Annotated in this window: 15 protein-coding genes; 4 read left to right on the top strand and 11 right to left on the bottom strand. The window is 56.8% G+C overall.

Annotated elements, in window-relative coordinates; genetic code table 11:
* Window positions 1-3 precede the first annotated feature (3 nt).
* The 6 genes from AAIE03_RS02890 to AAIE03_RS02865 form a co-directional block, all read right to left on the bottom strand.
* A complete protein-coding gene (locus AAIE03_RS02890) occupies window positions 4-990 on the bottom strand; it encodes an ABC transporter ATP-binding protein (RefSeq protein ID WP_024471251.1) in 987 nt (328 codons plus the stop codon).
* Window positions 987-1,802: an ABC transporter permease gene (locus tag AAIE03_RS02885; RefSeq protein ID WP_014605291.1), complete on the bottom strand. Its 816-nt coding sequence runs from the start codon at window positions 1,800-1,802 to the stop codon at window positions 987-989. Before AAIE03_RS02885 ends, AAIE03_RS02890 begins: the two co-directional genes overlap by 4 nt.
* Window positions 1,799-2,680, bottom strand: a complete 882-nt coding sequence (locus tag AAIE03_RS02880) for an ABC transporter permease (RefSeq protein WP_013026695.1) — start codon at window positions 2,678-2,680, stop codon at window positions 1,799-1,801. The genes AAIE03_RS02885 and AAIE03_RS02880 overlap by 4 nt, the downstream gene beginning before the upstream one ends.
* Window positions 2,680-3,702: an ABC transporter substrate-binding protein gene (locus AAIE03_RS02875; RefSeq protein WP_014605289.1), complete on the bottom strand. Its 1,023-nt coding sequence runs from the start codon at window positions 3,700-3,702 to the stop codon at window positions 2,680-2,682. Before AAIE03_RS02875 ends, AAIE03_RS02880 begins: the two co-directional genes overlap by 1 nt.
* Window positions 3,686-4,711, bottom strand: coding sequence for a substrate-binding domain-containing protein (locus tag AAIE03_RS02870; protein ID WP_105077658.1), 1,026 nt, complete (start codon window positions 4,709-4,711; stop codon window positions 3,686-3,688). Before AAIE03_RS02870 ends, AAIE03_RS02875 begins: the two co-directional genes overlap by 17 nt.
* 105 nt (window positions 4,712-4,816) lie before the next feature.
* Window positions 4,817-4,954 carry a hypothetical protein gene (locus AAIE03_RS02865; protein ID WP_164886558.1) on the bottom strand — a complete coding sequence of 46 codons (138 nt, stop codon included), beginning with the start codon at window positions 4,952-4,954 and terminating at the stop codon, window positions 4,817-4,819.
* Window positions 4,955-5,063: 109 nt separating this feature from the next.
* Here AAIE03_RS02865 and bepA point away from each other — a divergent pair, with 109 nt between their 5' ends.
* Window positions 5,064-6,527: a beta-barrel assembly-enhancing protease gene (bepA, locus tag AAIE03_RS02860; protein ID WP_014594290.1), complete on the top strand. Its 1,464-nt coding sequence runs from the start codon at window positions 5,064-5,066 to the stop codon at window positions 6,525-6,527.
* A 5-nt stretch (window positions 6,528-6,532) separates the two neighbouring features.
* On the top strand, window positions 6,533-6,880 hold the full coding sequence (gene arsC / locus AAIE03_RS02855; RefSeq protein ID WP_013026699.1) for an arsenate reductase (glutaredoxin): 348 nt from the start codon (window positions 6,533-6,535) through the stop codon (window positions 6,878-6,880).
* Here the strand turns inward: arsC and hda are convergent.
* From hda to upp, 4 genes are read right to left on the bottom strand one after another with little or no spacing between them, the layout of a single operon-like run.
* Complete coding sequence (gene hda, locus AAIE03_RS02850) at window positions 6,877-7,653, bottom strand: DnaA inactivator Hda (protein WP_014594292.1); 777 nt, start codon at window positions 7,651-7,653, stop codon at window positions 6,877-6,879. The two genes, arsC and hda, sit on opposite strands and share 4 nt — an antisense overlap.
* Before the next feature lie 32 nt (window positions 7,654-7,685).
* Window positions 7,686-8,969 (bottom strand): uracil permease, encoded by a 1,284-nt coding sequence (gene uraA / locus AAIE03_RS02845; protein ID WP_013026701.1) that lies wholly within the window; start codon window positions 8,967-8,969, stop codon window positions 7,686-7,688.
* Complete coding sequence (locus AAIE03_RS02840) at window positions 8,944-9,129, bottom strand: hypothetical protein (protein WP_019106067.1); 186 nt, start codon at window positions 9,127-9,129, stop codon at window positions 8,944-8,946. The genes uraA and AAIE03_RS02840 overlap by 26 nt, the downstream gene beginning before the upstream one ends.
* Window positions 9,129-9,755, bottom strand: a complete 627-nt coding sequence (upp, locus tag AAIE03_RS02835; RefSeq protein WP_013026702.1) for a uracil phosphoribosyltransferase — start codon at window positions 9,753-9,755, stop codon at window positions 9,129-9,131. The genes AAIE03_RS02840 and upp overlap by 1 nt, the downstream gene beginning before the upstream one ends.
* Window positions 9,756-9,985: 230 nt before the next feature.
* Between upp and purM the strand changes: the two genes are divergently transcribed.
* Window positions 9,986-11,026, top strand: coding sequence for a phosphoribosylformylglycinamidine cyclo-ligase (purM, locus tag AAIE03_RS02830; protein ID WP_013026703.1), 1,041 nt, complete (start codon window positions 9,986-9,988; stop codon window positions 11,024-11,026).
* A complete protein-coding gene (gene purN / locus AAIE03_RS02825) occupies window positions 11,023-11,661 on the top strand; it encodes a phosphoribosylglycinamide formyltransferase (protein WP_014605288.1) in 639 nt (212 codons plus the stop codon). Before purM ends, purN begins: the two co-directional genes overlap by 4 nt.
* Before the next feature lie 29 nt (window positions 11,662-11,690).
* Here the strand turns inward: purN and pstB are convergent, their stop codons facing one another.
* A complete protein-coding gene (gene pstB, locus AAIE03_RS02820; protein ID WP_013026705.1) occupies window positions 11,691-12,464 on the bottom strand; it encodes a phosphate ABC transporter ATP-binding protein PstB in 774 nt (257 codons plus the stop codon).

Here is a 12,464-nt window from a genome sequence, read left to right as displayed (position 1 = left end):
TCCTTAAAGGGTAAATTCGAGTGCGGCCTGCTCAGCCAGCGACCAGCTCACTCGCTGCCCGGCGTGCCAGGTTTCCCGTGCGTGACGTTCAACCTGAATCGGCTTGTCCAGCCCGATATCAATCATCAGGCGTTGAGACGCGCCGAGAAAGGTGCTGGCAACAATGCAGCCGTGCTGCGCATAGCGGCCTTCGTCTGCCAGCAGCACATCCTCTGGTCGACAAAAACGCACTGGATGGCCTTGATCGTCACGTGCGATGCAGTTAATCGCGCCAACGAAATCCGCCACAAAACGCGAGGCCGGACGCTGATAGATGGCCTGCGGCGTATCGATCTGCACCAGGCGCCCCTGCTCCATGACGGCGATACGATCGCCAAGCGCCATAGCTTCCTGCTGATCGTGAGTGACATACACGGCGGTGATAGCCAGCTTTTTTAACAGGCCCCCGATTTCCAGACGCAGACGCTCACGCAGTTTGGCATCCAGCGCCGCCAGCGGTTCGTCAAACAGCAGCACTTTAGGCCGTGCCGCCAGCGCTCTTGCCAGCGCCACGCGCTGTTTCTGCCCGCCGGAGAGCTTGTCGATATGACGATGTGCCAGTGACGTGAGATCGACCAGTTCCAGCATCTCATTGACCCGGGCCTCACGCTCGTGGCGCGGAATGCCCTGCACTTTTAGCCCATAGGCTACGTTCTGCGCCACGTTAAGCGTGGGAAACAGGGCGTAGTTTTGAAACACCATTCCTACGTTACGCTTCTCAATAGGCAGGTCGGTCACGTTGCGATCGTCAAACCAGACTTCACCCGGCGCGTCAGTGCTCTCCAGCCCGCTGATAATGCGCAACGTTGTCGTTTTGCCACAGCCGGACGGGCCCAGCAGAACCAGGGTTTCCCCTGCGCGTACGCTAAGATCCAGCGGGTACAGCGCCTGATGGTGATGAAAGCGACGCGCACAGCCGCGTAGCGTGACGTTAACCGCATCAACAATCATGCTTTTTCCTCCCTTGGTTGTTGGCGAGACTGGCGTTCAAGCCAGTGATTACAGGCGTTGAGCATCAACAGCAGCGGTAGAATCATTAAAATAAAGATCAGGGTATAAGCAGAACCGACTTCCAGCCGCATCGAGGCGTAGCTGTCGGCCAGGCCTACTGGCAGGGTTTTGGTCAGTGGCGTATGCAACATCCAGGTGATATTAAATTCGCCTACCGATAACGTAATCACCATAAAGGCCCCGGCGAGAATGCCGTTGCGGCAGTTGGGAACCACCACGGTGAAAAAGCGACGCCAGAAGCCGGCCCCGAGGCTGGCGGCAGCCTCCTCCAGTCGGGGCAGCTGTATCGCCTGCATCACCGCCAGCACCGGGCGGATCATAAACGGCAGCGTAAAAAGGACGTGACCAATCAGGATAAACACCCAGCTGTCACGCAGGCTGCTGAACTGGCCATACAGCAGGATAATGCCCAGTGCGGTGGCCAGGCCCGGAAGCGCCACCGGCAACATCAGGCACTCTTCAATGCGCGATGCCCAGCGAGAGGGCGATTTCAGTAAGCCCCAGGCGGCCGGTACGCCGATCGCCACGGTGACGATCAAGCAGCTGACGGCAATGAGCAACGACAGCCAAAAGGTGTCGCTGTACATCTCCCAAACCTGCGCCACCCATTTCAGCGTCAGTCCGCTGCGCAGGCCAACAAAATAGTTCTGCGTCACGCCCGCCAGCATCGACAGGATCACCGGCACAATCATGAACAGTGCAGTCAGTGTGGTGATCGCGACCTGCAGGTAAAACAGCCCACGGCGCTTCATGATGACGGCTCCTGTTTTGACTGGGTGAGTACGCGCGCCAGCATTAAGCCAGCCCAGGCGACAGCGCCCATGACCACCGATAACGCCGCCGCCGTGGCGAAGTTAGCGTAGTTGGTGAATTCGCCATAAATGGTCAGCGGCAGCACACTCAGGTCGGTTCCCAGGGTAAACGCGGTGCCAAATGCGCCCATACTGGTGGCAAAGCACAGCGCACCGCTGGAGAGCAGTGCCGGTTTAAGTCCCGGCACGATCACATCCCAGATAATGCGCCACTGGCTGGCGCCTAACGAACGGGCGGCTTCTTCCAGCGAGCGATCCAGTTTTTCACTCGCGGCCACCAATGTCACAATGGCGCGCGGCAGCGAAAAGTAGAGATAACCAATAAACAGCCCGGTGAGTGAGTAGGCCAGCGTCCAGCGCTCATCAAACAGGCGCAGGCTGATCTGCGCCAGCACGCCCTGTCGTCCTGCCAGCATCACCACTAAAAACCCCACCACCACGCCGGGAAACGCCAGAGGAAAGGTCAGCAGTGCCAGCAGAGTGCCGCGTCCGGTGAAACGCTGGCGAGCGAGGAAGCACCCTACGACGGTGGCGATGACCAACGTCAGTAGCGTTACCGTCAGCGACAGCAGCACGGTATTCACCAGGCTTTGCAGATACTGCGGCTGGGTAATTACCGTCCAGTAGCCACTGTGATGTGTGCTGCGATCCGGCGTCATGCCCATCTGTAATAATCGGGCAAAAGGTAACAGCCAGAACGCGGCAAAAAACAGTAAGGCTGGCAGCAGCATCCATGGCCAGTTTGCCCCCTGCTCGCGTCGGCGTGACCGGTGGCGCGTTGCCACCGGTAAATCGCTGCGGGCGTCAGACGCTGCCATTACCGAATCTCACTCAAGTAGCGGGCAGAGAAGGCTTTCTGTGCATCGGCCATCTGCTGATAGTCCACGGTATGCGCGCGCGCGTAATCACTGTCTGGCAGGAAGCGCTTTTTGGCCTCGGCAGACATGGCTGAAGGCCGTACCGGGCGCAGATAGGCATTGGCCCAGATGGCCTGGCCTTTATCCGACAGCACGTAGTCCATGACTTTTTTGCCGTTAGCGGCGTGCGGGGCGTTTTTCACCAGGCTGATGACATAAGGCACCGTGACCGTCCCTTCCTGCGGGATCACGAACACCACATTGGCATGATCTTTATATTTGGCGCGATAAGCGTTGAAGTCGTAATCCAGCAGAATGGGGATCTCGCCGGAGATCACCCGAGCATAGGCCGTCTGTTTCGGCACGACAGGCTTGTTCGCCTGCAACTTTTTAAACCAGGTCAGCGCGGGAGTGAAGTCCTGCATACTGCCGCCTTTGGCCTGATTCACCGCCACGGCGGCCACGTAACCCACAAACGCACTGGCCGGATCGAGATAGCCCACCATCCCTTTGTATTCTGGCTTCAGCAGATCGTCCCAGGATGTTGGAATGGGTGCACCGCCCAGCGCATCTACGTTGACCATAAAGCCCATCGTGCCGGAATGCAGCGCAACCCATTTCCCTTCCGGATCTTTCATGCCTGCCGGCACCTGATCCCAGTTGGCCGGCTTATAGTCAGCAATCACGCCTGCCTGAGCCGCCTGGATACCAAAGCTGACGCCGTAATACACCACGTCGGCAACGGGATTATCTTTCTCGGCGACCAGTTGAGCCAGCGCCTGCCCGGAGTTCTTGTTGTCCTGCGGCACCACAATGCCGGTATCTTTTTTGATGGCCTGAAGCTCGGTCGCCCAGTCTGCCCATTCAGGTGGACAGTTGTAGCAAATAGCATTCTCAGCAGCCTGCACCAGCTGGCTGGAAAATGCACAGGCGGTGAAGAGCGCCGCCCTGGCAAGCACGGTGATTTTATTGTGTGTAGACATGATGGTTCCCTGATGTTGACGAATGAAAGACTGCAGCGATGCTCTCGCCTGAACGCAACCAGTGGTCCAGCAGGCACGAGTCATCATGAGAGGGTTGAAGAAGCATATCGATGGCACAGGCACCTAACCGATCGCTGGGCTGTACCACGCTGGCCAGCGAGGGTGAAAGCTGTTCGCCTATAGCAATGCCGTCAAACCCCATGACCGACAGCTGATGCGGGACCTGAATGCCGGCACGGGCGGCCGCGCCCAGCAGGCTGATCGCCAGGAGATCGTTACTGCAGATGACGGCGGTCAGTGGGTCCGGGCTGTTGATCAGCGGTAAAAGGGGCTCGAATCTGGATTGGGTATGGCTGGGCATATCAATTAGTGCCCTCGGGACAAATCCTGCCTGCTGCATCGCATCGCAATAGCCAAGATAACGCTGACGGGCACGATCCGACTGCAGCATCGGTCCCGCCGCCATCACGATATGCTGATGACCCAGCGCAATAAGGTGCGCCGTGGCTTCGGCCATTGCGCGACGGTTATCGACATAGACGCAGCGCCAGTTTTGCTGTTGCGGCACGTTATGCGCCAGAACAAAGGGCATTCGCGCCTCTGCCAGCGGGGCTAATACGGTGCTGCTGTCCGCGTCGGAGACGGTCAGCACCATGCCCGCGACGCGCTGGCGCAGCATATGTTCAATCATGGCGGCTTCTCGCTCTGGCTGGTAATCGGTCGTGGCCACCAGCAGGCCATAGCCCGCCAGACGCGCCTGTTGCTCCATGGCCTGAAGCTGCAAGGCAAACACCGGGTTACTGAGCGAAGGCAGCAAAACGCCCAGCGTCGTGGAGTTTTGCGTACGGAGCTGGCGCGCAATGTGGTTAGGTCTGAACCCCAACTGCTCCGAGGCCTCCAGCACTTTTTTCAGCGTGCCGGGCTTAAGCAGATGGGGATCGGAAAAGGCACGCGCCGCGGTTGCTCGCGAAACGCCGGCCAGAACCGCCACGCTGATTAAATCACTCATTTCACCCCCGGTTAATCGATAATGAGATCGATCTCATTGGCGCTTAACCTAACGGGGTTGTGTGACATCAACATCACGGGAAGATGACATTGCGGTGACAGCGGTTCACCACGTCGTCAATGCGCTGGCAGCACGACGAATGCCTTTTTCTGACTGCTGATACAGGGCGGCTGGGGTTGGCAAGCACCCGATAAGCCCCGAAGGGGCAATGCGTCGATCCCGGCTGCCACAACGCCATTTCATTCTTCCCTGGCTGTGGTTAAGATACGAAGACCGTAGCGCTGTTGATGAAAAAACAGAACATTTCCGCTGCTTACCTGTCAAAATCAGGGATTCATTACAGGATTAAGGCATGTTGAACCGGTTTAAAAAGACGCTGCTTGCTGCGCTACTCCCTGCACTGATGTTATCCGGCCCGTTGACCGCCCGTGCGGATATCAGTGATTCGCTGCCGGATATGGGGACCACGGCAGGATCGACCCTGTCGATTAATCAGGAGCTACAGATGGGCGACTTCTACGTCCGCCAGCTCCGCGCCAGTGCCCCGCTGATTAACGATCCTTTGCTGAATCAGTACATCAACCAACTTGGGCAGCGGCTGGTTTCGCATGCGGACGCCGTTAAAACGCCCTTCCACTTTTTCCTGATTCAGAACGATGAGCTCAACGCCTTCGCCTTCTTTGGTGGCAACGTGGTGTTGCATGCGGCCCTGTTCCGTTTTACGGATAACGAAAGCCAGCTGGCCTCAGTCATGGCCCATGAAATCTCCCACGTCACGCAGCGCCATCTGGCGCGGGCAATGGAAGATCAAAAACGTAATGCCCCGCTCACCTGGGTGGGCGCGCTGGGTTCAATTTTACTGGCGATGGCCAGCCCACAAATGGGCATGGCGGCATTGACCGGTACGCTGGCCGGCACCCAACAGGGGATTATCAGCTTTACCCAAAATAATGAACAGGAAGCCGATCGCATCGGTATTCAGGTGTTACAGCGCGCCGGTTTTGACCCGCAAGCCATGCCCAACTTCCTGCAAAAACTGGCCGATCAGAGCCGCTTTTCTTCGAAGCCTCCGGAAATCCTGTTAACCCATCCCCTGCCTGACAGCCGTCTTGCCGATGCGCGCAACCGTGCGAACCAGATGCGTCCGGTGGTGGTGCAGTCGTCTCAAGACTTTTATCTGGCCAAAGTGCGGTCCTTAGGCATGTATTCGACTGGCCGTAACCAGTTAACGGACGAACTGCTTACGCAATATGCTAACGGTAATTCCCGCGAACAGCTGGCCTCGCAGTACGGTAAAGCTGTGCAGTTCCTGCAGGCTAAAAGCTTTGGTGAGGCGAAAAGGATCGTGGCACCGTTACTGGCGAAACAACCTGAAAATGTCTGGCTGCTGGACCTGATGACTGACATTGATATCGGCCTGAATCAGCCGCAGCAGGCGATAGCGATGCTGACCGCGACCCAGGCGTCAAAAACCAGCCCGGTCGTCCAGTTGAACCTCGCTAATGCCTATGTGGAAGCGAAACAGCCGGCGAACGCCAGCCGCATTCTCAACCGCTATACCTGGACTCATAAAGACGATACCAACGGATGGGATCTGCTGGCCCAGGCTTCCGCGCAGCAGGGGCTGACAGATGAGGAGCTCTTTGCCCGCGCCGAAAGTCTGGCGCTGAGCGGCCAGCTGGATCAGGCCATTAGCGCCCTAAGCCGGGCCAGTTCACTGGTGCCGCTCGGCAGCCTGAAACAGGCCCGTTACGATGCCCGCATCGACCAGCTACGCCAGCTCCAGCAACGCTTTAAGCAGTATCAACGAGGATAAACAGTATGGTGACCTTTTATCATAATCCGCGCTGCAGCAAGAGCCGGGAAACCCTGGCGCTGCTAGCAGAGCGCGGCATCGCCCCGGAGATCGTGCACTATCTGGACACGCCGCCGGATCGCCAGACGTTACAGATCCTGCTGCAAAAGCTGGGTATGCAAAGTGCACGTGAGTTAATGCGTCGTAAGGATCCGCTTTATGCGGCGCTGGGGCTGGATCGGCCTGACATCGGGGAAAGCGCGTTGCTGGACGCGCTGCTGGAAAATCCCAAACTGATTGAGCGACCGATTGTGATCAACGGCGATCGCGCCCGCCTGGGACGTCCGCCAGAAGCGGTACTGGAAATCCTTTAGAGGCCAAGGGTTTCTTTTACGAAAGGAATCGTCAGCTTACGCTGGGCGCTAATGGATGCGCTGTCGAGACGATCCAACGTATCAAACAGCGTGCGCATTTCTCGGTCAAGGCGCTTTAGCAAAAAGCGCCCGACGTCTTCAGGCAGTTCAAATCCCCGCAGTCCGGCGCGCAGCTGTAAAGCCTGCAGTTTATCCTCATCGGAGAGCGGCTGTAGACGATAAATCTGCCCCCAGTCGAGGCGCGATGCCAGATCGGGCAGATGCAGATTGAGCTGACGCGGAGGACGATCGCCGGTAATAAACAACCGGGTATTGCCGGTTTCCAGAATGCGGTTATAAAGATCGAAAATCGCCATTTCCCAGGCCTCTTCTCCCGCAATGCACTGAATATTATCGATGCAAACCAGCGGCAGTTGCTCCATGCCTTCCAGCACGTCCGGGACAAACCAGGTGCGTTTATCGAGCGGCACATAGCCCACGGCTTCGCCGCGTGCAGACATTTCAGCGCAGGCGGCATGCAGCAGATGGCTGCGACCGCCCCCTTCACGAGACCAGAAATAAAGATAGCTGCCATGTTGCTGGCTAAGCGCACCCTTAATCGCGGCAATAAGCGAGGGGTTTTCACCCGGCCAGAAGCTGGCGAAGGTTTCGTCGTCAGGTAAATAGAGTGGCAATGACAATTGTGCCGGCGTGTTCAGAAGCACCTCAGCAAGAGAACAAGCAAAAATCGGGGCAAGTCTATCATAGTTTTCGGCCAGAGATGAATCGGGCATCCCTGCCCGACTTTTGACCGCTGACGGTGGGATTACGACTCGCGGTTGTCTTCCGCATCCAGAATCACTTCTTCAGGACGCAGGAGGGAAATGACGCGAAAAATTAAGGCCAGCGCAACGCCGACCAGCGTGGCCAGCGCCATGCCTTTCAGCTCGGCAGCCCCGATATGCACTTTCGCCCCGCTGACGCCAATAATCAGGATAACGGAGGTCAGAATCAGGTTTTGCGCTTTGTTGTAATCCACTTTGGACTCAATCAGGACACGGATACCTGACGCGCCGATAACACCATACAGCAGCAGGGATACGCCACCCATCACCGGCACCGGAATCGCCTGAATAGCGGCCGCCAGTTTGCCGACGCAGGAGAGTAAAATCGCGAAAATGGCCGCGCCGCCAATCACCCAGGTACTGTAAACGCGGGTAATCGCCATGACGCCAATGTTTTCGCCGTATGTCGTGTTCGGGGTTGATCCAAAGAACCCGGAAATGACCGTCGATAAGCCATTGGCGAACATGGAACGATGCAGTCCGGGATCTCGCACCAGATCTCTTTTAACGATATTCGCCGTCACGACCAGATGGCCCACATGCTCGGCAATGACCACCAGAGCGGCGGGCAGAATGGTCAACATGGCAATCCATTCAAAGCGCGGCGTATAAAACGTCGGTAAGGCAAACCAGTGCGCCTGTTCAACGCCGCTCCAGTCCACGATGCCCATGAAGGCGGAAAGCGCGTAACCGGCCAGCACACCGATCAGGATAGGAATGATCGCCATAAATCCACGAAACAAAACCGATCCAAAAACGGTAACCGCCAGGGTCACCAGCGAAATCAACACGGTTGTGCCGTTTGGCGACTGGCCTTCGGCTGGAAGCAGCCCCGCCATATTCGCGGCCACGCCAGCCAGTTCCAGACCAATGACGGCAACGATGGCCCCCATTGCTGCTGGCGGAAACATCACGTCCAGCCAGCCTGTTCCGGCTTTTTTAACGATCAGCGCGACAAGGCAGAACAACACGCCACACAGAATAAAACCGCCCAGCGCTACTTCATAACCCAGCGGCAGCAGGAGCAACACGGGTGAAATAAAGGCAAAGCTGGAACCCAGATAGGCGGGGATTTTTCCCTTACAAATAAACAGGTACAGCAGCGTACCGATACCGTTAAACAGCAATACCGTCGCCGGATTGATGTGGAACAGAATTGGCACTAACACGGTGGCGCCAAACATGGCGAACAGATGCTGCAGGCTGAGCGGAATCGTTTGCAGTAATGGCGGCCGTTCGCTAACGCCGATAGCGCGACGAGTCATTAAAAGTCCCCTTGAGTGAGTGGTCTGTTTTCAGGCAAAAAAAAGCCGACTCTCTGGTCGGCTGGTTCATTTCTTTATGTGTTACAACAGAAAAAAGCGGCTCGGCCTGCTGCTGCAGGCTGAAAACAGCGTGATGCATGGCGCCGCGGATTTTCATCATTACTTGGTGCCGAAGATTTTATCACCGGCATCACCCAGGCCTGGGATGATATAACCCTTGTCGTTAAGCCCCTGATCCACAGAAGCGGTGTAAAGCTCCACATCCGGATGCGCTTTTTCCAGCGCGGCAATCCCTTCAGGTGCCGCAACCAGCACCAGCACTTTAATACTGCTGCAGCCCGCTTTCTTTAACAGATCTATCGTGGCAATCATTGAGCCGCCCGTGGCCAGCATGGGGTCAACCACCAGTGCCAGGCGCTCTTCGATATTCGAAACCAGTTTCTGGAAGTAAGGCACCGGCTCCAGCGTTTCTTCATCACGGTAGACGCCAACAACGCTGATGCGCGCGCTGGGTACGTGCTCCAGTACGCCTTCCATCATGCCCAGACCGGCACGCAGAATAGGCACGACGGTGATTTTTTTACCTTTGATTTGATCAACCTGAACCGGGCCATTCCAGCCCTCAATGGTGACCTTTTCGGTTTCCAGATCGGCGGTCGCTTCATACGTCAGCAGACTGCCGACTTCAGAGGCCAGCTCGCGGAAACGCTTTGTACTGATATCATGCTCACGCATCAGTCCCAGTTTATGTTTGACCAGCGGGTGTTTGACTTCCACGATCTTCATTGTTGTTCTCCCGGAGTGAGTTGAGCTAAAAAAAAATCGCGGGATTATACCGCCTTTTCGCCGCAGTGCCACATGTGCTTGCGCAATCAGAGGCATTTTGTCATGGCAAAGTAAGGATTGATGAAAATCGCCGGGGACGCAATCTGAGACTCGCAAACGTTTGCCTGCGCTGGTAGAATTGCCGCGCTTTATATTAAACCACCAACCGCAACTCGCGTGGGGACCTCGCAGTGACCGACAAGACCTCTCTCAGTTACAAAGACGCCGGTGTTGATATTGATGCTGGTAACGCTCTGGTTGACCGTATTAAAGGCGTAGTGAAAAAGACGCGTCGCCCGGAAGTCATGGGTGGACTAGGCGGCTTCGGTGCGCTTTGTGCGCTGCCGCAAAAATACCGTGAACCCGTGCTGGTCTCCGGCACCGACGGCGTAGGTACTAAACTGCGTCTGGCGATGGATCTTAAGCGCCACGATGCCATCGGCATTGATCTGGTCGCGATGTGTGTCAACGATCTGGTGGTACAAGGCGCTGAACCGCTCTTCTTCCTGGATTACTACGCCACCGGCAAACTGGATGTGGATACCGCGTCGGCGGTCATCACCGGTATCGCCGAGGGTTGCCTGCAGTCAGGCTGTGCACTGGTGGGCGGCGAAACGGCCGAAATGCCGGGCATGTATCATGGCGAAGACTACGACGTGGCCGGCTTCTGCGTTGGCGTCGTTGAGAAATCAGAAATCATTGACGGCAGCAAAGTGCAGGACGGCGATGTCCTGATCGCATTAGGCTCCAGCGGCCCGCACTCCAATGGTTATTCTCTGGTGCGCAAAATTCTGGAAGTCAGCGGGACCGATCCGCAGGTTGAGCAGCTCGAAGGCAAACCGCTGGCCGATCATTTGTTGGAACCTACCCGCATTTATGTCAAAAACATTCTGAGCCTGATCGAACAGGTCGATGTGCACGCTATCGCGCATCTCACCGGCGGCGGCTTCTGGGAAAACATTCCACGCGTGCTGCCCGATAACACCCAGGCCGTGATTGACGAAAAAAGCTGGGAATGGCCGGCTGTGTTTAGCTGGATGCAGCAGGCCGGTAACGTCAGCCGTCACGAAATGTACCGTACGTTCAACTGTGGCGTGGGTATGCTGATTGCCCTGAGCCCTGCCGACGCGGATAAAGCCGTTGAACTAATGCGCGCCGCCGGTGAAAATGCCTGGAAAATCGGCGTGATTAAGGCATCAGAAGCGGAAGAGCGTGTGGTCATCACGTCATGAAAAAGCTGGTTGTGCTGATCTCCGGCAACGGAAGTAATCTTCAGTCCATCCTTGACGCCTGTGCAAACGGGCGTATTCACGGCAGCGTCGCTGCCGTGTTCAGTAATAAAGCCTCCGCCTATGGCTTAGTCCGCGCAGAGCGGGCAGGCATTCCGGCTATTGCCCTGGACGCCCGTGACTTTAGCGACCGTGAAAGTTTTGATCGCCAGCTTATGCGTGAGATCGACGCCTGTGCGCCGGATGTTGTGGTGCTGGCAGGATATATGCGCATTTTAAGCCCGGGTTTTGTGGCGCATTATCGCGACCGACTGCTGAATATTCACCCGTCGCTCCTGCCCAAATATCCCGGACTGCATACTCACCGCCAGGCCCTGGAAAATGGCGATGCGGAGCATGGCACGTCAGTGCATTTCGTAACGGATGAACTGGACGGTGGTCCGGTGATTCTGCAGGCCAAGGTGCCCGTTTTTGCCGAAGACAGCGAAGCGGACATTACCGAGCGCGTGCAACATCAGGAACATGCCATCTATCCGCTGGTGATTAACTGGTTTGTTGAAGGCCGCCTGGCCATGCGTGAGGGAAAGGCCTGGCTGGATGGTAAGCCGTTACCGCTTCAGGGCTACGCCCACGAGTAACAGGCAGGGAGCCAGGCTCCCTGCCCTTTTCAGCCATAGCGTCCGGTGATGTAATCTTCCGTCCGGCGCACCTTCGGCGTCGTGAAAATCTTGTCTGTTGTGTCGAACTCCACCAGCGATCCCTGATGCATAAAGGCCGTGTAATCCGACACACGTGAGGCCTGCTGCATATTATGGGTGACCAGCACCAGCGTGAAGTGCTGTTTCAAGGTGCTCATCAGTTCTTCGATCACCAGCGTTGAAATCGGGTCCAGCGCCGACGTCGGCTCATCCAGTAACAGCACGTCCGGCTCAATCGCAATGGCGCGGGCGATAACCAGCCTCTGCTGCTGCCCCGTGGAGAGCGTCAGGGCATTCTGTGCCAGCTGATCTTTCACTTCTCCCCATAACGCCGCCGCACGGAGTGCGCGTTCACAGGCCTCATTCAGTACCCGCTTGTCGCGCACGCCCTGCAAGCGCAATCCGTACACCACGTTTTCGTAGACCGACTTCGGAAAAGGATTGGGCCGCTGGAAAACCATACCGACCCGGCGACGCAGCGCAGAGACATCCTGGGCAGGCCGCATGATCGACTGCTGCTCCAGAAGAATCTCGCCGTCGATGCGGCAGTTATCGATCACGTCATTCATACGATTAAAGCAGCGCAGCAACGTTGATTTGCCGCAGCCGGACGGCCCAATCAGGGCGGTAATACGGTTTTTAGGTAGCTGCAGCGAGACATCCTGAAGCACCTGACGCTCACCGTACCAGAGCGAAAGGTGATCAACGGTTAGCGCAATATCAGTTTCGGGCATTGTAGTCAT

The organism is Pantoea sp. Ae19-2, from assembly GCF_059801205.1.
Note: the sequence above shows the minus strand (reverse complement) of the source record. Positions and strands in the feature narration are given on the sequence as shown.

What these genes read in the sequence shown, in the direction of transcription:
- uraA (WP_013026701.1), bottom strand. Translation starts at nt 8,969, where the DNA reads ATGACTCGTCGCGCTATCGGCGTTAGCGAACGGCCGCCATTACTGCAA.
- arsC (WP_013026699.1), top strand. Translation starts at nt 6,533, where the DNA reads ATGGTGACCTTTTATCATAATCCGCGCTGCAGCAAGAGCCGGGAAACC.
- upp (WP_013026702.1), bottom strand. Translation starts at nt 9,755, where the DNA reads ATGAAGATCGTGGAAGTCAAACACCCGCTGGTCAAACATAAACTGGGA.
- hda (WP_014594292.1), bottom strand. Translation starts at nt 7,653, where the DNA reads ATGCCCGATTCATCTCTGGCCGAAAACTATGATAGACTTGCCCCGATT.
- AAIE03_RS02840 (WP_019106067.1), bottom strand. Translation starts at nt 9,129, where the DNA reads ATGATGAAAATCCGCGGCGCCATGCATCACGCTGTTTTCAGCCTGCAG.
- AAIE03_RS02865 (WP_164886558.1), bottom strand. Translation starts at nt 4,954, where the DNA reads ATGAAATGGCGTTGTGGCAGCCGGGATCGACGCATTGCCCCTTCGGGG.
- AAIE03_RS02885 (WP_014605291.1), bottom strand. Translation starts at nt 1,802, where the DNA reads ATGAAGCGCCGTGGGCTGTTTTACCTGCAGGTCGCGATCACCACACTG.
- AAIE03_RS02890 (WP_024471251.1), bottom strand. Translation starts at nt 990, where the DNA reads ATGATTGTTGATGCGGTTAACGTCACGCTACGCGGCTGTGCGCGTCGC.
- bepA (WP_014594290.1), top strand. Translation starts at nt 5,064, where the DNA reads ATGTTGAACCGGTTTAAAAAGACGCTGCTTGCTGCGCTACTCCCTGCA.
- purN (WP_014605288.1), top strand. Translation starts at nt 11,023, where the DNA reads ATGAAAAAGCTGGTTGTGCTGATCTCCGGCAACGGAAGTAATCTTCAG.
- AAIE03_RS02875 (WP_014605289.1), bottom strand. Translation starts at nt 3,702, where the DNA reads ATGTCTACACACAATAAAATCACCGTGCTTGCCAGGGCGGCGCTCTTC.
- pstB (WP_013026705.1), bottom strand. Translation starts at nt 12,464, where the DNA reads ATGACTACAATGCCCGAAACTGATATTGCGCTAACCGTTGATCACCTT.
- AAIE03_RS02880 (WP_013026695.1), bottom strand. Translation starts at nt 2,680, where the DNA reads ATGGCAGCGTCTGACGCCCGCAGCGATTTACCGGTGGCAACGCGCCAC.
- AAIE03_RS02870 (WP_105077658.1), bottom strand. Translation starts at nt 4,711, where the DNA reads ATGAGTGATTTAATCAGCGTGGCGGTTCTGGCCGGCGTTTCGCGAGCA.